At 38.7% G+C, this 20191-nt stretch carries 21 protein-coding genes; 4 read left to right on the top strand and 17 right to left on the bottom strand.

All coding sequences use genetic code 11. From position 1 onward, the window contains the following. Nucleotides 1-88: 88 nt before the first annotated feature. Complete coding sequence (locus tag MHH37_RS20590; protein ID WP_014822397.1) at nucleotides 89-301, bottom strand: hypothetical protein; 213 nt, start codon at nucleotides 299-301, stop codon at nucleotides 89-91. A 165-nt stretch (nucleotides 302-466) separates the two neighbouring features. On the opposite strand from MHH37_RS20590, the gene MHH37_RS20595 reads away from it, so the two are divergent. Further along, the gene (locus MHH37_RS20595) at nucleotides 467-1780 is read left to right on the top strand and encodes a globin-coupled sensor protein (protein ID WP_342574457.1); all 1314 of its coding nucleotides are present in this window, start codon (nucleotides 467-469) and stop codon (nucleotides 1778-1780) included. Between the two features lie 57 nt (nucleotides 1781-1837). On the opposite strand, the gene MHH37_RS20600 is transcribed toward MHH37_RS20595, so the two are convergent. From MHH37_RS20600 to adh, 5 genes are all read right to left on the bottom strand, one after another. Further along, a complete protein-coding gene (locus tag MHH37_RS20600; RefSeq protein WP_342574458.1) occupies nucleotides 1838-2326 on the bottom strand; it encodes an acyl-CoA thioesterase in 489 nt (162 codons plus the stop codon). Nucleotides 2327-2390: 64 nt separating this feature from the next. Beyond that, the gene (locus MHH37_RS20605; protein WP_342574459.1) at nucleotides 2391-3821 is read right to left on the bottom strand and encodes an aldehyde dehydrogenase family protein; all 1431 of its coding nucleotides are present in this window, start codon (nucleotides 3819-3821) and stop codon (nucleotides 2391-2393) included. Between the two features lie 31 nt (nucleotides 3822-3852). Beyond that, nucleotides 3853-4827: a DUF4003 family protein gene (locus tag MHH37_RS20610; RefSeq protein WP_342574460.1), complete on the bottom strand. Its 975-nt coding sequence runs from the start codon at nucleotides 4825-4827 to the stop codon at nucleotides 3853-3855. Between the two features lie 118 nt (nucleotides 4828-4945). Continuing rightward, nucleotides 4946-5302 (bottom strand): DUF779 domain-containing protein, encoded by a 357-nt coding sequence (locus MHH37_RS20615; RefSeq protein ID WP_087617877.1) that lies wholly within the window; start codon nucleotides 5300-5302, stop codon nucleotides 4946-4948. A gap of 17 nt (nucleotides 5303-5319) precedes the next feature. Further along, the gene (gene adh, locus MHH37_RS20620) at nucleotides 5320-6846 is read right to left on the bottom strand and encodes an aldehyde dehydrogenase (RefSeq protein WP_008407036.1); all 1527 of its coding nucleotides are present in this window, start codon (nucleotides 6844-6846) and stop codon (nucleotides 5320-5322) included. Nucleotides 6847-7198: 352 nt separating this feature from the next. Between adh and rluF the strand changes: the two genes are divergently transcribed. After that, nucleotides 7199-7903, top strand: a complete 705-nt coding sequence (gene rluF, locus MHH37_RS20625) for a 23S rRNA pseudouridine(2604) synthase RluF (protein ID WP_087617878.1) — start codon at nucleotides 7199-7201, stop codon at nucleotides 7901-7903. Nucleotides 7904-8010: 107 nt separating this feature from the next. On the opposite strand, the gene MHH37_RS20630 is transcribed toward rluF, so the two are convergent. From MHH37_RS20630 to mqo, 8 genes are all read right to left on the bottom strand, one after another. After that, entirely contained in the window at nucleotides 8011-8718 is a 708-nt protein-coding gene (locus MHH37_RS20630) for an ABC transporter ATP-binding protein (protein ID WP_008407040.1), read from the bottom strand. A gap of 1 nt (nucleotide 8719) precedes the next feature. After that, nucleotides 8720-9496, bottom strand: coding sequence for an ABC transporter ATP-binding protein (locus MHH37_RS20635; protein ID WP_342574461.1), 777 nt, complete (start codon nucleotides 9494-9496; stop codon nucleotides 8720-8722). Continuing rightward, on the bottom strand, nucleotides 9493-10431 hold the full coding sequence (locus MHH37_RS20640) for a branched-chain amino acid ABC transporter permease (RefSeq protein ID WP_014822390.1): 939 nt from the start codon (nucleotides 10429-10431) through the stop codon (nucleotides 9493-9495). Before MHH37_RS20640 ends, MHH37_RS20635 begins: the two co-directional genes overlap by 4 nt. Nucleotides 10432-10440: 9 nt before the next feature. Beyond that, nucleotides 10441-11316, bottom strand: coding sequence for a branched-chain amino acid ABC transporter permease (locus tag MHH37_RS20645; RefSeq protein ID WP_008407046.1), 876 nt, complete (start codon nucleotides 11314-11316; stop codon nucleotides 10441-10443). 77 nt (nucleotides 11317-11393) lie between these two features. Beyond that, nucleotides 11394-12605 (bottom strand): ABC transporter substrate-binding protein, encoded by a 1212-nt coding sequence (locus tag MHH37_RS20650; RefSeq protein ID WP_014822389.1) that lies wholly within the window; start codon nucleotides 12603-12605, stop codon nucleotides 11394-11396. 242 nt (nucleotides 12606-12847) lie between these two features. Continuing rightward, entirely contained in the window at nucleotides 12848-13453 is a 606-nt protein-coding gene (locus MHH37_RS20655) for a class I SAM-dependent methyltransferase (protein ID WP_014822388.1), read from the bottom strand. A 44-nt stretch (nucleotides 13454-13497) separates the two neighbouring features. Beyond that, complete coding sequence (locus MHH37_RS20660) at nucleotides 13498-13977, bottom strand: methylated-DNA--[protein]-cysteine S-methyltransferase (protein WP_008407051.1); 480 nt, start codon at nucleotides 13975-13977, stop codon at nucleotides 13498-13500. Between the two features lie 101 nt (nucleotides 13978-14078). After that, nucleotides 14079-15563: a malate dehydrogenase (quinone) gene (gene mqo / locus MHH37_RS20665; RefSeq protein ID WP_342574467.1), complete on the bottom strand. Its 1485-nt coding sequence runs from the start codon at nucleotides 15561-15563 to the stop codon at nucleotides 14079-14081. A gap of 522 nt (nucleotides 15564-16085) precedes the next feature. On the opposite strand from mqo, the gene MHH37_RS20670 reads away from it, so the two are divergent. After that, entirely contained in the window at nucleotides 16086-16931 is an 846-nt protein-coding gene (locus tag MHH37_RS20670; RefSeq protein WP_065217689.1) for a DegV family protein, read from the top strand. Between the two features lie 53 nt (nucleotides 16932-16984). On the opposite strand, the gene MHH37_RS20675 is transcribed toward MHH37_RS20670, so the two are convergent. Then, entirely contained in the window at nucleotides 16985-17230 is a 246-nt protein-coding gene (locus tag MHH37_RS20675) for a hypothetical protein (protein WP_014822384.1), read from the bottom strand. A 100-nt stretch (nucleotides 17231-17330) separates the two neighbouring features. On the opposite strand from MHH37_RS20675, the gene MHH37_RS20680 reads away from it, so the two are divergent. Then, entirely contained in the window at nucleotides 17331-18083 is a 753-nt protein-coding gene (locus tag MHH37_RS20680) for a DUF2268 domain-containing putative Zn-dependent protease (protein WP_340735862.1), read from the top strand. A gap of 24 nt (nucleotides 18084-18107) precedes the next feature. Here the strand turns inward: MHH37_RS20680 and MHH37_RS20685 are convergent, their stop codons facing one another. Together MHH37_RS20685 and MHH37_RS20690 are read right to left on the bottom strand one after the other, a co-directional pair. After that, nucleotides 18108-18749: a peptidylprolyl isomerase gene (locus MHH37_RS20685; RefSeq protein ID WP_342574469.1), complete on the bottom strand. Its 642-nt coding sequence runs from the start codon at nucleotides 18747-18749 to the stop codon at nucleotides 18108-18110. 163 nt (nucleotides 18750-18912) lie between these two features. Further along, nucleotides 18913-20052, bottom strand: a complete 1140-nt coding sequence (locus tag MHH37_RS20690) for a zinc-dependent alcohol dehydrogenase (RefSeq protein ID WP_008407061.1) — start codon at nucleotides 20050-20052, stop codon at nucleotides 18913-18915. Nucleotides 20053-20191: the final 139 nt, after the last annotated feature.

Below are 20191 nucleotides of genomic sequence, written 5' to 3' on the forward strand. Positions count from 1 at the left end.
TTTACGGATAATATTCGTAAAAGTTTCATAGAGAGGGCAAAAAATCCCGAATTTTTATTTCGAGATTTCCGGTCATGTCTGTATTTGGTCAATATGGGCCTCTATCTTTCGGGTTGTCCCCTTCTTGTGGAAATAAGAAGTAGGAAATAATCGCCGTTAAGATGGTTGCTCCTATAACTATTAAAATTCGGTCACGGTCGCCTACTTCTGCATAATTGTTTACAAGCATAATATACGATGCGATCGCCACCCCAAGTGACAATGGTATAACAAATTTCAAACGCCCTTTATGAAACTTCATTAATACAACGCCTTTCACTATTTACTGCATCCATTTTAATTAGTTATTATATTACCTCATATACAAATTACTGTAAATTTTTTATCCTTATAGAATAATACTGATATGATCCGATATAAACAGTAATAGAGTATTATTTAATAAATAGACGAAACGAGGAAGAACATGGGTATTCTGTTTTCAAGAGCGACAAAAGTTTCAAACAAGCCATATTTTGATATAGCTAATTATGCACAGCAAGTAAATCTGGATGTTTCAACCTATCCTAACTTACACAAACAGATTGAGTTGCTAAAATTAACGAAAGAGGATTTAGCTGTAATTAAACAGTTAGAACCTTTTGCACAACAGGTTGTCCCGAATATGGTGGAAAAGTTTTACGGTGCAATCAGTTTAAGTCCGGAACTCGTAGATATTATTGGGAGTTCAGCTCGAATGGATCGTCTAAAAGGTACATTAACGAAGCATTTAGAAGCGATGTTCAACTGTAATATCGATTCACATTATATAGAAGAGCGACAAACGATTGCGCATGTCCATGTCAAAATCGGACTTCAATCCAAGTGGTATATCGCTTCATTCCAATCGCTAATGACAACGTTTATCGACTTCATCAGTAAAATAGAAATGTCGAATATTGACATGGCTAAAGCAGTTGATGCTTTTTCAAAACTCATTAACTTCGAGCAACAGCTTGTCATTGAAGCATATGAAAAAGAAGAGCAACGAATTCGTACTGAAAGTTTAGATGTAAAATACAGAATTGTAGAGCGAATTCAACATACTGCACAAGAGTTAACGCATATTAGTGATCAAACAAATGCATCATTACAGGAAATTGCGAGCCAATCAGAAGAAATTGCTTCCAATACAAAACAAGGTTTAAATTTAGTAGCGGAAACAGAAAATAAATCAACAACAGGTACTACATATTTAATTAACCAGACAGCAATCATGACCAACATTTTGGATCGTGTGGATACACTTGAATCGTCAATGGTTAAACTCCGTCAATCGTCTAAAAAAATTGCCGAAATTGTAGGATTGGTAACAGGTATTGCTGATCAGACAAACTTGCTTGCATTAAATGCATCGATTGAAGCAGCACGTGCAGGTGAGCACGGGAAAGGGTTTGCCGTAGTAGCTGATGAAGTCCGAAAGCTTGCTGAAGAAACTAAAAATGCGGTTCAAAACGTCTCTCATTTAATTAAAGAAACCGAACTTAGTATTTCACAAATGTCCGACTCTGTTTCAAGTGTTGATGAGCAAGTAAAAATGAGTGTTGATACGCAAAAAAGCCTGGCGGATTCCTTTACATCGATTACAGAAGCGGTACATGGAATTAAAACGCAATATGAAAACACGAATGAAGACATTCATGCCATTTCTTCTGTTATTACCGGTTTGACACATACAACAAATGATGTCATGACATCATCCGATTCATTGCTGCACATTGTCCAGGAACTGCATGATTAATTTTGCTTAATACCAAAAAGGGATATCAATGGCATTTCGCCTTTGATATCCCCTTTTTTATGCACGACGTTTTTTTGATAGTGCACGCTTTTGTTTTCGATGTTCCTGACGAATTGGGCCTGTTTCAAATAAATGACGTTCGAAATCGGTCTCCGGTTCAACTCCCGGCACTTCTTTCGGCTTGCCCTTTTCGTCAATCGCGACCATCGTTACGAAAGATTCCGTCGTTAATTTCTTTGCACCTGTTTTAATATTTCTTGATACAACCCGTACATATACTTCCATCGAAGTACGACCTGTTCCAGATACAACAGCTTCCAGTTCAATCATATCACCTGCATAGGCAGAAGATACGAAGTCTACTGAGTCAAAAGAAGCAGTAACGACTTCACCTTGGCAATGTTTCATTGCTGCAATCGCAGCAATTTCATCAATATATGCTAACACTTTCCCTCCAAATATCGATTGATGATGATTTGTATCAGGAGGCAGTACTAATCGTGTTTGGATAGATTTTGAAAAGCTCATTGGCAGAGTATTTTTCATAATCTTCCTCCTTTCTAGACTACACTCCATGTTACTATTCGGAAGATGGAAGTGCTAGTACAAACTATTCATATTTCAACTTCATTGTAATAAATTTTAAATCGGTCATTTCTTCTACTGCATACTTAATGCCTTCTTTACCATATCCGCTCATTTTGACGCCCCCATACGGCATATTATCTACACGGAATGTTGGAATATCGTTAATGATGACCGCACCTGCTTCAATTTCTTCCGCGGCCTTCATTGCATCTGTTAATACATTTGTGTAAATACCAGCATTTAACGCAAGCTCCGATTCATTTACAAGTGCAATTGCTTCGTCCAGCGTATCATATGGCACAATGGAGACAATCGGCGCAAAAGTCTCTTGGCAAACAATTTTCATATCGGACTTCACATTCGTCATGACAGTTGGGGAGCAAGTACGCTCTGTAAATTCAGCTCCCGTTGCAACCGTTGCACCTTGCTGTTTCGCCTGTTCAATCCATTCTTTTATACGGCTAACTTCATCCGGGTGAATCATTGCACTCACATCCGTTTTTTCATTATGCGGATCACCGACAACTAGTTTCTTTGTCTCTTCTACAAATGCCTTTGTAAATGCTTCATAAATTGAAGAATGAACATAAATTCGTTGCAATGAAATACATACTTGTCCTGCAAATCCAAATGCACCGCCTACACAGCGTTTCATAATTTTTTCAAGCGGTGTTGAAGGCTCAACAATGAGTGCCGCATTTGATCCAAGCTCTAGTGTAATTTTCCGCAAGCCGACTTTTTCTTTAATCTTCAAGCCAACCGCACCACTACCCGTAAACGTCACTTTTTTCACAAGCGGATGTGTTACGAGTGTCTCGCTCAATTCCCCGCCGCTACCTGTCACGATTTGCAATGCGCCGTCCGGTAAACCTGCTTCTTTGAAAATTTCCGCCATCGCAAGTGCACTTAACGGGGTTTGAGATGCAGGCTTTAGTACAACTGTGTTCCCTACAGCAAAGGCTGGACCTAATTTATGCGCTACGAGATTAAATGGAAAATTAAATGGTGTAATTGCCGAAACTACGCCTAAAGGTACTCGCTTTGTATAACCGATTCGATCTTTTACACCTGGTGCTGCATCCATCGGAATCGTTTCGCCTGTACTTTGTTTAGCCGCCTCTGCAGCAAATTGATACGTCGCAATAGTACGATCCAATTCAGTAAGCCCTGCAGAGATTGGTTTTGCAGCTTCATCTGCTAAAATTTCTGCAAGCTCGTTTTTACGTTCACGCATGATTTCCACGACTTTGTATAAAATTTCTGCGCGCTCATAAGCAGTCGTATTTTTGAATGATTTGAATGCTTGATGTGCGCCTTCGATTGCGCGCTCCACGTCCCCTGCCGATGCTTTTGCTACATTTGCAAGCAATTCTCCTGTATAAGGTGCCGTTAACTTACTTGTTTTATTTGTACTTTCCCAAATGCCGTTAATCCATAATTTTGTCTGTTTCATTTTATTCACTCCTTACTATTGTTTACCCAAATTAAAAAAATATATCGAGAATATCGATGGCAAGTAAAATTGGGATATCATCTATATAATCGCTCATCTCAAGAGCCTGCAAAAATAATAAACTATCATTGAAATGAGATAACAATTCGTTTTCAATTAACCTTTTCAGCACATACTGGGCAGCGGTCATTAAAGCATACGCTTGCATCCCAGTAAACATCGGGAGCTTAGCGAGTGCTCGTTCCATTTCAACAATTTCATCGACAACTTCCGATGAAGCCCCTACTAACGCCAGCAATGCTAAATATGGATAAGACCTTTTCTTCACTTTCACACCATTATTTAAAAATGACTGCTTCATCGCGACTACATAATCAACTAATACCGGCTGAAACTCCTCATCATACAATGGCAATAGCTGTGTCATTGCTTGCAAGGCATCCCCATTTTTAAAACCTTTGCCGTGCAAGGCATCATAGTATTTCCGCATTGTTTGAGCTAGCTTAACCGTATTATTTTGCTTTTTTGTCAGTAAAACTGCATATGGAATATCATCTTTACCGGTCAGGAAAAAATGATGTTTTTTCATTTCATCATGTAATGCTTTTGCTTTTCCAGCATGTGCTTCATCCACTAAAAAAAGGGCCGCGATTCTTTGATAGCTGCTGGATTTAAACCCTGCATTCAATAATGCCTTTTCATTTAACTTTAAACGATGAAGCTCCTGCTCAGGTTGTGGGTGCAATGCGAAATGGGCTAACATTTTATATGTTAAAATTGAATTATTTGATGGTGTAGAGAAAAACTCGAAAAGTGATTGCCTTGATTTTTGATTATGTACTTCTTTTACATTCTTCTCAAATGCAGGGCCATTAAATGTTTCACGTGAAAATGTAAATTGTACCGCTAATGGTATCCTGGCAGCACTTTGTACGTCCGCACCGAAAAAAAGCTCCATCCGCTCATTATTATTTTTAAGTAATTGTATAAAAGCTGTTTGTTCCATCAGTACACCCTCCTTTCTTTGATTATACGCCTAAAATTTTAAAGTGAAAAAAATTTGATTTTTTCTCCACAAAAAAGAGGAATACTGATTGTTGAACCAGCATTCCTCTTTTACAACTTTATACTTGAAGCTCATCAAGCTCTTCTTTTGTGAAAGCCCGTGATCTAGATAAAAAGCGTTTTCCTTCGACGCCCTCTAACGAAAACATTCCGCCACGCCCATCGACGACATCAATAATAATCTGTGTATGCTTCCAATAATCATATTGGTTTTTGTGCATATAAAATGGACTTCCGCCAATATGACCGAGCAATATATCCTGGTTGCCGATAATTAAATCGCCATCCGGATAGCACATTGGGGACGAACCATCACAGCAGCCTCCCGATTGATGGAACATAACCGGGCCGTGGCGCTCTTTCAATTTCTCGATCAACTGTAGTGCTGCTTCGGTTGCTATAACGCGATCAACCAAATTCTGCACCCCCTCTCTTAGAAGAAGCCTAAGCGGTTTTCATCATAACTTACTAGCAAGTTTTTCGTTTGTTGATAGTGGCTTAACATCATTTTATGGTTTTCGCGACCAACACCACTCATTTTGTAGCCCCCAAACGCCGCATGTGCTGGATATGCATGATAGCAGTTCGTCCATACACGTCCCGCCTGAATACCACGGCCAAAGCGGTAAGCAGTATTCATATCACGTGTCCATACACCTGATCCTAATCCATATAATGTATCATTTGCGATTTCCAACGCTTCTTCTTTCGTCTTAAATGTTGTTACAGCAACAACCGGGCCGAAAATTTCTTCCTGGAAAATACGCATTTTATTATGACCTTTAAATACAGTCGGTTTAATATAGTAGCCGTCTGCATAATCACCGCCTAAATCATTTTTCTCGCCGCCGATTAAGCATTCCGCGCCTTCCTCTTTACCAATTTGTAAATAGGATTGGATTTTTTCCATTTGTTCCGATGATGCCTGAGCACCCATCATTGTATCTGTATCTAAAGGGTTGCCTGTTTTAATTGCTTCAACACGCTTTAATACGCGCTCCATAAATTTCTCGTAGATTGATTCCTGAATAAGTGCACGAGAAGGACATGTACATACTTCACCTTGGTTTAAAGCGAATAATACGAAGCCTTCAACCGCTTTATCCAAAAATGCATCGTCTGCATCCATAATGTCTTCAAAGAAAATGTTCGGTGATTTACCGCCCAATTCCAGAGTAACCGGAATCAGATTTTGAGATGCATATTGCATAATAAGGCGACCAGTCGTCGTCTCACCTGTAAATGCTATTTTACCGATGCGCGGATTCGATGCTAACGGCTTTCCTGCTTCTAAACCGAAGCCATTTACAACATTCAGCACACCTGGTGGAAGTAAATCTTCAATCAGCTCAACAAGCACTAAAATTGATGCTGGTGTTTGCTCAGCCGGCTTTAATACGACACAGTTTCCTGCAGCAAGTGCAGGCGCCAGTTTCCATACAGCCATTAATAGTGGGAAATTCCATGGAATAATTTGTCCAACTACACCAATCGGCTCATGGAAGTGATAGGCCACTGTATTTTCATCAATCTGACTAAGAGATCCTTCCTGTGCACGTAAAGCACCCGCAAAATAGCGGAAGTGATCAATGCCCAAAGGTAAATCTGCATTCAAAGTTTCACGTACTGCTTTACCGTTATCCCATGTTTCTGCAACGGCCAGCATTTCTAAATTTTGTTCCATACGATCTGCAATTTTCAGTAAAATATTCGAGCGTTCAGTTGCCGATGTCTTACCCCAGGCATCCTTTGCCGCATGGGCTGCATCTAAAGCAAGCTCGATATCTTCTTCCGTAGAACGCGCGACCTGGGTAAATACTTTGCCCGTAACAGGGGTAACATTGTCGAAGTACTCCCCCTTTACTGGCGGTGTCCATTTACCACCGATAAAGTTGTCATAACGCTCCTTGAAATTTACTAATGCGCCATCCGTGTTTGGATTTTGATACACTGCTGCCATTGAAATCTCTCCCCTTTGCACAAATTGTGGTGACCATACCTTCTCATAAAAAGGCAGTGCTGACATCCATGCTGTAAAGCTCACTTTTCTGTGAGAGGTATCTTCATCTATTATATTGTCAGAAAAGTTGAATCATTTCAAATATTAAACTACAATTTTCAGATTATTTTATTATTCCCTATTCTGTTATACTGAAAATGAAGAGATTACTATAATAAAAATGTATAAAATGGGTAAATTCCAGTAAAGATAAGTTTATCCATTAGATGATCGACTGTCATTTCGAACGAAGTATTACAAGTACAGATAGACTCCTGTATACTGAAGATATTCTATTAGTAGGTGAAAAATTATGAGAATCAATAAATTTTTAGCAGAAACCGGCATCGTGTCCCGTCGCGGTGCAGATAAATGGGTAGAAGATGGCCGTGTAAAAATCAATGGAGTTGTTGCGACAAACGGCAGCCAAGTTGAAACAGGCGACGAAGTATTAGTTGACGGCAAGCCTGTAAAAAGACAGGAAGAATTAGTTTACATTGTACTGAATAAGCCTGTTGGGATTACGAGTACAACGGAAAAACAAATTGAAGGAAATGTTGTGGATTTTGTAAATCATCCGCTTCGTATTTTCCATATTGGGCGTCTGGATAAAGATTCAGAAGGTTTACTGCTTCTTACTAATGACGGAGATATCGTCAATGAAATTTTAAGGGCAGAAAATCATCATGAAAAGGAATATGTCGTACAGGTAGACAAGCCGATTACCGATCAATTTATTCATGATATGAGCTCGGGAGTGGAAATTTTAGATACAACGACATTACCTTGCCGAGTAGAGAAGGTGTCTTCTAAAGTGTTTAAGATTATTTTAGAGCAAGGATTAAATCGCCAAATTCGCCGTATGTGTTCTGCACTTGGCTATTCTGTACAGCGATTACAGCGCATTCGAATTATGAATATTCATATCGGCAATTTAAAAGTCGGACAGTGGCGTGACCTTACAGATAAAGAAAGAAATGAACTATTTAAGTTACTGAACTACACACCAAAGCAATAAGAAATATTCAAATATCAGATAACGAATCCATTGTTTGGTAGCATTTGTTAGAGTCTTTATAGAAAAAGTCCGCTATTTCCGATAGGAAAGTAGCGGACTTTTTTATTTTATAATCCTCCTAAATAAGCTGCTCTTACTTCATCGCTCTCCTGCAGTTCTTTTGCTGAACCTGTTAGGACGATTTTGCCTGTTTCCAAAACGTAGGCGCGGTGGGCAACCGATAATGCCATATGTGCATTTTGCTCTACAAGCAATACTGTCACACCTTCTTTGTTGACCATTTCAATAATGTTGAAGATGTTTTTTACCATAAGAGGTGCAAGACCCATTGAAGGCTCATCCATAATGATCAGCTTCGGCTTAGCCATTAAAGCGCGGCCCATCGCAAGCATTTGCTGTTCTCCGCCTGATAAAGTCCCTGAAAGCTGCTTGCGTCGTTCCAACAGACGAGGGAATAACTCAAACACATGATTTAAATCCTTTTTTATAGCCTCTCGGTCATTCCGTAAATAGGCACCCAATTCCAGATTTTCTTCCACTGTCATATTCGAAAATACACGACGTCCTTCCGGTACATGGGAAAGTCCTGCCTTTACGATCGTTTGTGCGGGCTTTCCATCGATTGCCGCACCTAAATATTCAATCGAACCCCGCTTTGGCTTTAATAAACCTGAAATTGTTTTTAGCAATGTGCTTTTCCCTGCTCCATTGGCACCGATCAGTGTTACAATTTCGCCTTCTTTTACTTCGAGGGAGATTCCTTTCAATGCTTGGATATTTCCATAAAATACATCGATATCATTAATTATTAGCATATTATTCTGTAACCTCCTCACCTAAGTAAGCCTCAATTACTTTCGGGTTTGAACGGATTTCTTCAGGTGTCCCATCGGCAATTAACTGTCCGTGGTCAAGTACGTAGATTCGCTCACAAATACCCATAACTAAGTTCATATCATGTTCGATCAATAAAATCGTTAAATTAAATTCCTTACGAATAAAAGCAATTAGCTCCATTAAATCATGCGTTTCCTTTGCATTCATCCCGGCTGCCGGTTCATCCAATAATAATAGCTTCGGTGCAGCAGCCAACGCTCGGGCAATTTCCAGGCGACGCTGCATTCCGTATGGCAAGTTTTTCGCAAGCTCATCACGGTATACACCAAGCCCGAAAATTTTCAAAAATGCTAATGACTCCTGTTCCATTTTCTCTTCGCCTTTAAAGTGACTTGGTAACCGGAAAATGCTCGAAACTAAATTATGTTTTGCCAAACCATGGTTAGCGACCTTTACATTATCCAGTACAGATAACTCTTTAAATAGGCGGATATTTTGGAATGTCCGGCTAATTCCTTGGCGTGTTACTTTATATGGATCCAAGCCGCCAATTGCTTTTCCGTTGAATATAATTGTCCCTTCCGTTGGCGTATATACCCCTGTCAGCATATTAAATGTTGTTGTTTTTCCTGCACCATTCGGGCCGATTAAACCTATCAACTCTCCTTGATTCAAATGCATTTCTACATTTTGAACAGCCTTTAAACCACCAAACTGAATACCTAGCTTTTCCACTTTTAGAAGTGCACTGCTCATACGCGCGTACCTCCTTTTTTACCAAACTTGAAGTATGCTGTAATCTCTTTTGAACCTAATAAACCTGTAGGTCGATAAAGCATAACTAATATTAAAATCAGTGAGTAAATAATCATCCGCGTTTCCGGGAAGTCCTGTAAATACGTAGAGACGAATGTCAGTAATACTGCTGCAATAACAGAACCGGATAAACTGCCTAAACCGCCCAATACGACGAATATTAAAATATCAAATGACTTTAAAAACCCGAATGCTGTCGGCTGAATAATATAATAGTTATGGGCATAGATGGCACCCGCCACTCCAGCGAAGAACGAACCGATTGCAAATGCGACAACTTTGTAATAGGTTGTGTTAATACCCATTGCGTCAGCCGCAATTTCATCTTCACGTATGGAAATACACGCACGACCATGACGTGAATTCGTAAAGTTCGAGATGACGAGAATTGTAATGAATGTCGCAAAAAAGGCATATGTCCATGTTGACTGATGGGCAACTTGCAAGCCTGCTGCACCACCTACATAGTCAGTATTCACAAATACAATTCGAATAATTTCAGCAAACCCTAGCGTAGCAATCGCCAAGTAGTCGCCTTTTAAACGAAGTGAAGGAATTCCTACAAGCAATCCGGCAAGTGCTGCGACAATAGCGCCAATTAAAATGGCTGTAATAAATGGCATGCCAAATTTCATTGTACAAATAGCCGATATGTAAGCTCCGACAGCTAGAAAACCTGCATGCCCTATCGAGAACTGACCTGTAACCCCGATAATGACATGTAAACTTACCGCCAAAATAACATTAATACACATTGCGATGAACATGTTTTGATAGTAGAACTGGATAACACCGTTGGAAATCAATAATTGAACAACTGCATAAATCACAAGTGCTAGGACGGCATAACCCCAAAAGATTTTCGATTTTTTCATGCTGTTCACCTACACTTTCTCGCGCGTATTTTTACCGAAAATACCCGCTGGACGTAATATTAGAATTAAAATCAGGATGACAAATGCGGCTGCATCTCGCCATAATGAATATCCGAGAGCCGAAACAACTGTTTCAACAACCCCTAGTACAAGACCGCCTACCATTGCCCCTGGAATAATGCCAATACCACCTAATACAGCGGCAATGAATGCTTTAATACCAGGCATAATCCCCATTAACGGATCAATACGTGTATAGTAAATGCCAAAAATTACGCCCGCAGCTCCTGCCAGTGCGGAACCAATTGCGAATGTGGCTGAAATCGTATTATCTACGTTAATGCCCATTAAGCGAGCTGCATCTGCATCATGGGATACGGCACGCATTGCTTTACCGATCTTTGTTTTATGAACAATGAATTGTAATAAGATCATTAAGAAAATCGAAACAGATAAGATGAATATCGCCAGTGTACTGATTTGTGCACCGAAAATTTCAATATTCTTCGTTGCAAATACAGACGGATACGCCTCTGGTGACGGACCTCTAAAGAAAATTACCGTATATTCAATTAACAGTGAGACACCGATTGCCGTAATAAGGGCTGCGATTCGCGTTGCATTACGCAGTCGCTTATAGGCGACACGCTCGATTATTACTCCAATAACGGCACATAATATCATCGCGATAATAAGGGCTAAAAAGACATTCATTTCCCAACGTGCAATGGCATAAAAGCCGATAAAAGCACCAAGCATGAAAACATCACCATGGGCAAAGTTGATGAGCTTAATAATTCCGTATACCATCGTATAGCCTAGTGCGATTAGTGCATAAATACTACCTAGCGAAATACCATTCACTAATTGTTGGATCCATTCCATACAGTTCACTCCTTTTTTCTCTATTAATGTATGAAAAAAAAAGGGAGGCTAGTTCCGCCCCCCTTACTCGTAAAAAATTAAGGATTAACTTTAGAGTTGAACTGTTGTTTGCCGTCTACGAATTCTAGAACTGTTGCTGATTTTACTGGGTTGTGGTTTTCGTCAACTGTGAAAGTACCTGTTACTAAGCTTAAATCTTTCGTTGATGCAAGCTGCTTTTGAATTGCTTCGCCTGTAATGTCTCCATCTACACGCTTAATCGCATCAACGATAAAGTAAATCGAATCATAACCTAATGCATGGAAAGCATTCGGTGATTTGCTGTACTCATCATTAAATGCTGTAACGAAGTCCTGAATTTTTGAATCCGGATCTTCAGATGAGTAGTGGTTAGTAATAAAGGTATTATTTAACGCATCAGCACCCGCTAATTCAATTAGTGTTGGCGAGTCCCAACCGTCAGCACCCATAAGCGGCACGGTAATACCTAATTCACGTGCTTGTTTTACGATAATCCCTACTTCTTCATAGTAGCCAGGGATGAAAATGAAATCAGGATTTTTCCCTTTAATATTAGTTAATTGAGATTTAAAGTCGACGTCCTTTGCAACATACGCCTCTTCTGCGACTACCGAACCACCATTTGCAGAAATAGTTTCCTTAAATGATGCGGCTAAACCTTTCGCGTAATCTGAAGCATTATCCGCGAAAATTGCCACATTTTTAGCTTGTAGTTCATTTGTCGCAAAGTTTGCTGCTACCGTCCCTTGGAATGGATCGATGAAACAAGTACGGAATGCATATTCATTTACTGTTCCGTCATCGTTTACTGTTACATTTGGTGCAGTACCTGACCCTGTCACCATCGGAACTTTATGCTGACTTGCGATTTGTACTGTTGCAACGGAGTTCCCTGAAGTAGCCGGCGCTAACATTGCCACTACTTTTTCTTGTTCTGCTAATTTCATGGCAGCAGAAGTTGCTTCCGCTGTTTCTGATTTATTGTCGACTGGAATGTACTCCAGTTTTTTTCCATCTATACCGCCTGCTGCATTAATTTCTTCAATCGCCAATTTTGCTCCATCATTAATCGATGATCCGTATGAAGCTACAGCACCTGATAATTCTAAGTTGGCTCCGATTTTAATCGTGTCGCCAGCTGCATTGCCGCCGTCTCCTGATCCAGAAGAACTAGAGTCATCTGTACCACAACCAGCTAACACCCCTGTTAATAAAGCTGTTGCCATGAATAATGAACCATACTTTTTTGTCTTTTTGTGATTTGTCATCATCATTTCCCCCTTAGTCATACTACAAATGTTTTATATTTCTGATAATTATAACCAATACCTTACATTCGCACAATCTAAATTTTCAATATTCAGAATAAATCTACAAGAATAATATAAACAATTATTCCAACTTCTGTATTGTAATCGAATACCAATTATTAGTCTAGTACGATTATTCTGTTAATTTTATGTATTCTAAATTTACAGTCTACTATTTTCTGATAATAAAAAAACGCCGTTTATTGTTTCGGAATACGAAAAACGACGATACGTTCATTTTCATTTTTTTCATGGCGTAATTTTATATCTAAATAGCAATGTAGTGACTGCTCTTGTTGCAGGAAATCCATATAGTCAGGGGATGGATAATATAAAATAATATCTACTATTCGCGGGTATAACGTGATGGAATCCATAACATGCTTTATAAACTCACGAAATACATGTACTGAAAAGGGGTTGAAGAAGAAAAAGACATTATCGTGCTTTTTAATTTCATATGTCTCGGCGATGATGTTCAAAAATTGAATCGGTGCTTGTTTCTTCTTTACCTTTTTTAAATATTGCTCTGCATTATGTTCCGCTTCTGTAAAAAACTTCTGATCCATTTCAATGCCAATAACGGGAATATGGAAGCGATGATATATATAAATAGGAACACGCCCTTTTCCGCAGCCGATATCCAGAAAATGTGCTTTAGGGGGTAGCTCGTAGGATTCGAATAATTGCTCCAGTCCGCTATAGGGTGTAGGTTCATAGCGATGGTATTTTGCTAATTTGGGAAAACCGTATTGATAGCCGGTTGTTTCGATATTTAGCATATGATCATATTGCTGCTCGTTCATTCATCCACCTCACTAACTAGTTAAAGAAATTATATTTTACAACGTTAATCTAAATTGAAGCTATATTTAAGCTCATGTTCAAGCAGCCACTGTTTTCTCCATAATCCGCCTGCATACCCTGTAAGTTTACCATTTTTGCCGATAATCCGATGGCATGGGACGATAATACTTATCACATTTTTGCTATTTGTCATTCCAACAGCGCGGACAGCTTTTTCATTTTCAATCTGTTGGGCAATTTCTTTATAGGAAGCGGTTTTGCCATAAGGAACTGTTGTTAATGCTTGCCATACCGTTGTTTGAAACATTGTTCCTTGCAATTTATAAAGTACCGAAAAATCTTTGCGTCGGCCTTTAAAATATTCATCCAGCTCTGTACTGCAGTCCAATAAAAGCTGAGGGGTATCATTAGCTGGAAAGTTTACAATTTCTTCTCGCTCTGCAAATAATACCGATGCTATAAAATGTTCAGTTCCTGCAATCTCAATAACGCCAATTGGTGAAGCATAATCTAATTTATACATCGTATTCCTCCTTCCCTTCTCCAAATTTACTATAGCGTAATTTCTCTATAAAAAAAAGAACCTCTAATCCGACAATGATTAAAGGTTCTTTCTATTAACAATTATGCTTTGTTTAAACCTAAAGCTTTCGTTGTTGTTTCATGTACTTCTTTAAGAAGTGTTGTATTTTCAACTAAGTTTTCACCGTAAGATGGAATCATTTCCTTAATCTTTGGTTCCCAAGCTTTCATCTCTTCTGGGAAGCATTGGTTGATTACTTTTAACATAACAGATACAGCTGTAGAAGCACCTGGAGATGCACCTAATAATGCTGCGATAGATCCGTCGTGTGCAGTTACAACTTCAGTACCGAATTGTAATGTCCCTTTACCAGCGTCTGTGTCTTTAATTACTTGTACACGCTGACCTGCAACACTAACTTCCCAGTCTTCTGACTTAGCAGTTGGAATGAATTGACGTAATTCCTCCATACGTGCTTCTTTTGAAAGAACTAATTGAGAAACTAAATATTTGCTCAACGACATTTCTTTCACACCACAAGCTAGTAAAGTTAATAAGTTATGTGGTTTAATCGATGCAAATAAGTCCATATTTGAACCTGTTTTTAAGAACTTCGGAGAGAAGCCTGCGAATGGTCCGAATAATAATGATTTTTTACCATCGATATAACGAGTGTCTAAGTGTGGTACCGACATCGGTGGCGCACCAACCGCTGCTTTACCATATACTTTTGCGTGGTGTTGATTCACTACTTCTTCATTGTTACACACTAAGAATAAACCAGAAATCGGGAATCCACCGATATGTTTTGATTCAGGAATACCGGATTTTTGTAGTAACTCAAGGCTACCACCACCAGCTCCAAGGAATACAAATTTCGCAATGTGGTATTCGACTTTACCGTTTTCTTTGTTATGAACTTTTACTTCCCAAGAACCATCTTTTAAACGTTTTACATCTAAAACATTATGGTTGTAGTTTACATCTACATCTTGCTTTTGTAGATTCGAAATTAGCGTACGAGTTAACGCCCCAAAGTTAACATCCGTACCAGAATCGATTTTTGTTGCAGCAATTGGTTCACTTGATTTACGTTCATTCATAATTAAAGGAATCCATTGTTTTAGTGTTTCAGGATCATCCGAGAATTCCATACCTTCGAATAATGGATTTGCTGTCATTGCTGCATGACGCTTTTTAAGATACTCAACATTGCTAGCACCTTGTACCATACTCATATGTGGTAATGGCATAATGAATTCTTCAGGTTTCTCGATTTGCTTTGTGTTAACTAAATGTGTCCAAAATTGTAGTGAATCTTGGAATTGTGTGTTAACGTTAATCGCTTTTGTAATATCGATTGTTCCGTCTTTTTTCTCGCTTGTGTAGTTAAGCTCACATAAAGCAGCATGCCCAGTTCCGGCATTATTTAATTCGTGAGAGCTCTCTTCACCCGCTTTAGCTAGGTTCTCAAATACTTTGATCTTCCAATCCGGTGCTAATTCTTTAAGCATTGTACCTAAAGTAGCACTCATAATTCCGGCACCAATTAAGATAACGTCTGATTTGATATGCTTGTTACTCATTTTTACCTTCCCTTACATATATATTAAGATTTTTAGAATAATGTAAGCGCTCTATTTTACTATCGACAACCCTTTATAGGAGACGATTCCATTGATTCTATATCATTTATTACCTTATTGTAGTGTAACACAATTGTGAAAAGATTAAAATATATACAAACCGAGACAATGCAAGCAAGTGAAAAGGTTGTCTTTTGCGAGAAGAGGCGAAACATTTATGAGCATATTTTGTAGAAGCTTAAAATTATTTATTTATGTTTTCTTTATTTTCTAACAACTTTTTTCTAACTATTTTGTCTATTTTACGTTATGCTACAATGAGAAGCTTATACTTTTCATTAAATGGAATTTCTATAAATATCAACTTGAAATATCGTCAATATTTTGTAAGAATAGTAGGCATCGCTCTGTGCATAAACTATATAATAAATACAGTTATCATAGGAAAAACATGACAAATGTAAATAGTTCATAATTTAAATTAAACTAAAATCAAATTTGAGTGAGATAAGGGGGATGTTTATGAAAATTTATACGGATAGTGGTTCTGACTTACCGAAATCATTTTTTGATAACGAAGAAGTACATCTTTTTCCGTTACGCGTGTTAGTGAAAGGTGTTGAGTATGATGACATTATTGGCATCACAACAGACCAGGTATACGCGGCAATTGCTGAAGGTGAGCAACTTAAAACATCACAAGTTTCATTAGAAGTATTTATCAACGCTTTTGAAGAATTAGCAAAATCCGGTGAAGAAGGAGTTTATATTGCCTTTTCATCTGAACTGTCTGGTACATGCCAAACAGCAATTTTAGCAAAAAATCAGGTATTAGAAAGTTATCCGAACTTGAAATTAGAAATTATTGATACGAAATGTGCTTCTTTCGGGCAAGGCTTAGTTGTGAAAGAAGCCGTACGTTTAAATAAATTTGGCATTGAGTTTAATGAAGCCGTTGAAAAACTAACAACAATGGCTAATTCAATGGAACATCTATTTACAGTTGGCGATTTAAACCACTTAGCAAAAGGCGGTCGTGTATCAAAAGCGAGTGCTTTTATGGGTGGATTACTTAATATTAAGCCTATCTTAAATATGGATGATGGTAAGCTTGTACCAATAGAAAAAACACGTGGATTTAAAAAGGCTACCCAACGTATGATTGCCCTTATGAAAGAACGTGGAGGAGACTTTTCGAATAAAGTTGTCGGTATTTCCCACAGTAATGATGAAGAATTAATGCTAGAAATAAAAGCCGCAATTGCAGATTCATTACACCCGAAGGCAATTGAAACCACAACAATTGGTGCGGTGATCGGTGCACATGTCGGTCGAGGAACAATTGCTATTTTCTTTACGGGACAATAAGTATACATTGTAAAAGCTGCCTAGAAAATTACTTTCTAGACAGCTTTTTTTACTTAAATGAAAAAAAGCCCTGCAAGTGCAATACCGGTAATCGCTCCTAAAGCAATGCCATAACCAAATCCAGCACCGCCAAAGCCCCAAAATCCAATACCATAACCATTTCTATCGGGCATAATCCATACTTGGCGATTATCGACTTGTGTAATTCTACCTACATGCAGATTACCTTGATTATCTGTAATCCTTACCCGCTTCCCTTGATATTTGCAGCATAAATCATACGCCTCTTTTGGATGCATCTATTTCACTCCTTTCCTTACTTTTTTCTACTATATGTTCAAGCAATTCGCACATACGAGCGCTTCGTCTAATTCATACACTAAGAAAAAGGAGAAAATTATGCCCATTCTGGACACAAAATTATTGTTTGAAAAAACGGAGCATCGTGAGCTGGCAGCCTATCCAATCATCCAATCCATTTTCCCTCGATTTCCACCTGAGGCCGTTCAATTTGAACTTTTACAGCAGGGGCTGCTTCAACATGAGGAACTCCGCTTAACATTGGATGTTTGGCAAATATCAAAAAGACTTTTAGAGGAATTAATACTTTTATGGAACGGTCCGGATATACCTGTTGCCATTTTGCCAATAAAAAATGGATTTGTAAAAAATGGTGTTGCCTATCCTAATGGCATTTGTTTGTATGTATCCCCTCGCGTCACAATAAAAGAACTTCATGCACTGTTTACCCATGAATATCATCATATTTGTAGGCGCAGGTTTTTAATAGAACCCCCTACATTACTTGACTCATTGCTTATGGAAGGACTGGCCGAGCATGCGGTGGAAAGCTTATATGGAGAGTATGCATTAAGTTCATGGACGAAACGGTATTCCATGGAGGAAGTATTAAGTTATTGGGATACTCATTTCACCCAAGCATTGCATGTGTCAGGTTTGCATGAACATCAAGCCTTTTTATTCGGGGACTCGGCATTAAATTTACCCCCTTGGATTGGGTATTGTACCGGGTATCGATTAGTTGAAGCCTTTTTACAAAAGAAAGGTCCTTATGATGTAAAACAACTCCTCTCCATGCCTTCACTTTATTTATTAGAGGGTGCAGGATGGAAAAAGGGAGCAACCGAATAATTAATACGGTTACTCCCTTACATATTATTTTTGAACGACTGGCTCCGGATAATCAAAGCCTTTCGTGTCAACTTCAACTGTTTTTATCTTTTGATCTTCCAGCGGTTTATCATTTTCCGCGCGTTCAGCAGCAACAATCTCATCAACTGTTTCCATTCCTTCAGTTACCTTGCCGAATGCTGCATAGTCACCATCCAAATGCGTTGCTTGCTCCGTCATTATAAAGAATTGTGAGCCCGCCGAATCCGGATCTTGGGAACGAGCCATCGAGATTACACCTCGCTCGTGTGTTAACTTATTTTCAAATCCGTTTGAGGTAAATTCCCCTTTAATTGCATAATCAGGTCCACCCATACCTGTACCATCCGGGTCTCCACCTTGGATCATGAAACCGGGAATGACACGATGGAAAATTAGTCCATCATAAAACCCATCTTCTACAAGGGAGATAAAATTGGCCACTGTATTAGGAGCTGTTTTTGGCTCTAGCTCAATAACGATCTTTTCATCATTTTCCATTGTGATTGTAACAATTGGATTTTCTGTTACTTCCTCAGCATAATTTACAGTGGTTTCCTGATCTTCGTTTTCCGCCGTTTCCTTACCGCATGCAGCTAAAATGACGATTAACACTGTAAATAAAACTATTTGATAATACTTCTTCATTCACATTCATCTCCTTTTTCCAACTTAATTCCATCATACTACGGATATATATATTAGAGCATCAATTGGGAGCAGCGTTTTCATTAAAAAACATCTAAAACCTTGCAGCCGCAATGTTTTAGATGTTATATAAAATGCTTTTATTTAAATTCGACAGAAAAAACTATGGTTTTAAAATAAATTTAATACTTTGATCTTCATGGTCATGGAATTTCTTATATGCCTCACTAGCCTCAGATAGCGGCACTTTATGGGTAATGATTTCTGTTGGATCAATCTTCCCTTCAGCAACCATTTCATAAAGCATTGGACTATAATGAATAGCCGGTGCTTGTCCCGTTTTCACTGTTACATTGCGCTCGAAAATATTGCCTAATGGGAACATATTGTATTTTGAACCATATACACCTGTCAGCTGAATTGTACCGAATTTTCTGACAGCCTTAATTCCAACATCAATCGCACTCAATGTTCCGCCTTGAAGCTTTAGTTTTTGCTGTGCCTTTTCTACAAGGGACATTTTACCATCCATACCTACACAGTCGATCACTACATCGGCACCTCCATGTGTAAGCTCATGAAGATGATTTCCTACATCATCGAAATCATCAAAGTTAAATATTTCTACATTGTTTGTACGTTTTGCATGTTCTAAACGATAGTTTAAAGGGTCTACTACCATTACACGCTTCGCACCTTTCATCCATGCGAATTTCTGTACCATTAAGCCGATGGGGCCAGAGCCTAATACAATAACCGTATCTCCCTTTTTAACACCCGAATGTTCCACACTCCAATAGGCAGTCGGCAATACATCAGATATAAACAGCAATGCCTCATCTTCTAGTTCACAGTTGTCAGGTACTTTAAATGGTATGAAGTTCCCGTACGGTACACGCAAGTATTCTGCCTGTCCACCTGGGAAGTTACCATAGCGCTCTGTATATCCAAAATAGGCCCCCGAATCAATCGCCGGATTTTCGTTGGCATTGTCACATTGGCTTTCCAATTGATTTTGACAGTAGAAGCATTCTCCGCAAGCAACATTAAAAGGAATAACAACGCGGTCCCCTTTTTTAACTTTTGTCACATCAGGTCCGACTTCTTCCACGATTCCCATAGGTTCATGTCCAATAACAAAATCTTCTCGTGCCGGAACAGCCCCGCGATAAATATGGAGATCTGACCCGCAAATTGCCGTTGAGGTAATACGTACAATAATGTCATCTGGCTTTTCAATTTTTGCATCCGGAACTTCTTTTACTTCTACTTTTTTGGCACCTTGATACGTTACTGCTTTCAATAAAACCCCTCCTGTTGAATAAAGTATTAGAATTAAACTTCGGTAAAGTTATTCTGTAAGTTATATACCCTCCAGCCGAGAAAATAGACATAAAATCAGCCATTGTGTATTCTATTTACAGCTAAAAAACACTGATCCT

Origin of the sequence: Solibacillus sp. FSL K6-1781 (genome assembly GCF_038630735.1) — a bacterium.
Lineage (GTDB): Bacteria > Bacillota > Bacilli > Bacillales_A > Planococcaceae > Solibacillus > Solibacillus silvestris.

What these genes read in the sequence shown, in the direction of transcription:
- MHH37_RS20660 (WP_008407051.1), bottom strand. Translation starts at nt 13,977, where the DNA reads ATGTATAAATTAGATTATGCTTCACCAATTGGCGTTATTGAGATTGCA.
- MHH37_RS20630 (WP_008407040.1), bottom strand. Translation starts at nt 8,718, where the DNA reads ATGCTAATAATTAATGATATCGATGTATTTTATGGAAATATCCAAGCA.
- MHH37_RS20675 (WP_014822384.1), bottom strand. Translation starts at nt 17,230, where the DNA reads ATGCATCCAAAAGAGGCGTATGATTTATGCTGCAAATATCAAGGGAAG.
- MHH37_RS20595 (WP_342574457.1), top strand. Translation starts at nt 467, where the DNA reads ATGGGTATTCTGTTTTCAAGAGCGACAAAAGTTTCAAACAAGCCATAT.
- MHH37_RS20590 (WP_014822397.1), bottom strand. Translation starts at nt 301, where the DNA reads ATGAAGTTTCATAAAGGGCGTTTGAAATTTGTTATACCATTGTCACTT.
- MHH37_RS20645 (WP_008407046.1), bottom strand. Translation starts at nt 11,316, where the DNA reads ATGGAATGGATCCAACAATTAGTGAATGGTATTTCGCTAGGTAGTATT.
- MHH37_RS20640 (WP_014822390.1), bottom strand. Translation starts at nt 10,431, where the DNA reads ATGAAAAAATCGAAAATCTTTTGGGGTTATGCCGTCCTAGCACTTGTG.
- adh (WP_008407036.1), bottom strand. Translation starts at nt 6,846, where the DNA reads ATGGCAGCAGTGTATCAAAATCCAAACACGGATGGCGCATTAGTAAAT.
- MHH37_RS20600 (WP_342574458.1), bottom strand. Translation starts at nt 2,326, where the DNA reads ATGAAAAATACTCTGCCAATGAGCTTTTCAAAATCTATCCAAACACGA.
- MHH37_RS20670 (WP_065217689.1), top strand. Translation starts at nt 16,086, where the DNA reads ATGAAAATTTATACGGATAGTGGTTCTGACTTACCGAAATCATTTTTT.
- rluF (WP_087617878.1), top strand. Translation starts at nt 7,199, where the DNA reads ATGAGAATCAATAAATTTTTAGCAGAAACCGGCATCGTGTCCCGTCGC.
- MHH37_RS20655 (WP_014822388.1), bottom strand. Translation starts at nt 13,453, where the DNA reads ATGAACGAGCAGCAATATGATCATATGCTAAATATCGAAACAACCGGC.
- MHH37_RS20605 (WP_342574459.1), bottom strand. Translation starts at nt 3,821, where the DNA reads ATGAAACAGACAAAATTATGGATTAACGGCATTTGGGAAAGTACAAAT.
- MHH37_RS20680 (WP_340735862.1), top strand. Translation starts at nt 17,331, where the DNA reads ATGCCCATTCTGGACACAAAATTATTGTTTGAAAAAACGGAGCATCGT.
- mqo (WP_342574467.1), bottom strand. Translation starts at nt 15,563, where the DNA reads ATGAGTAACAAGCATATCAAATCAGACGTTATCTTAATTGGTGCCGGA.
- MHH37_RS20635 (WP_342574461.1), bottom strand. Translation starts at nt 9,496, where the DNA reads ATGAGCAGTGCACTTCTAAAAGTGGAAAAGCTAGGTATTCAGTTTGGT.
- MHH37_RS20650 (WP_014822389.1), bottom strand. Translation starts at nt 12,605, where the DNA reads ATGACAAATCACAAAAAGACAAAAAAGTATGGTTCATTATTCATGGCA.
- MHH37_RS20610 (WP_342574460.1), bottom strand. Translation starts at nt 4,827, where the DNA reads ATGGAACAAACAGCTTTTATACAATTACTTAAAAATAATAATGAGCGG.
- MHH37_RS20685 (WP_342574469.1), bottom strand. Translation starts at nt 18,749, where the DNA reads ATGAAGAAGTATTATCAAATAGTTTTATTTACAGTGTTAATCGTCATT.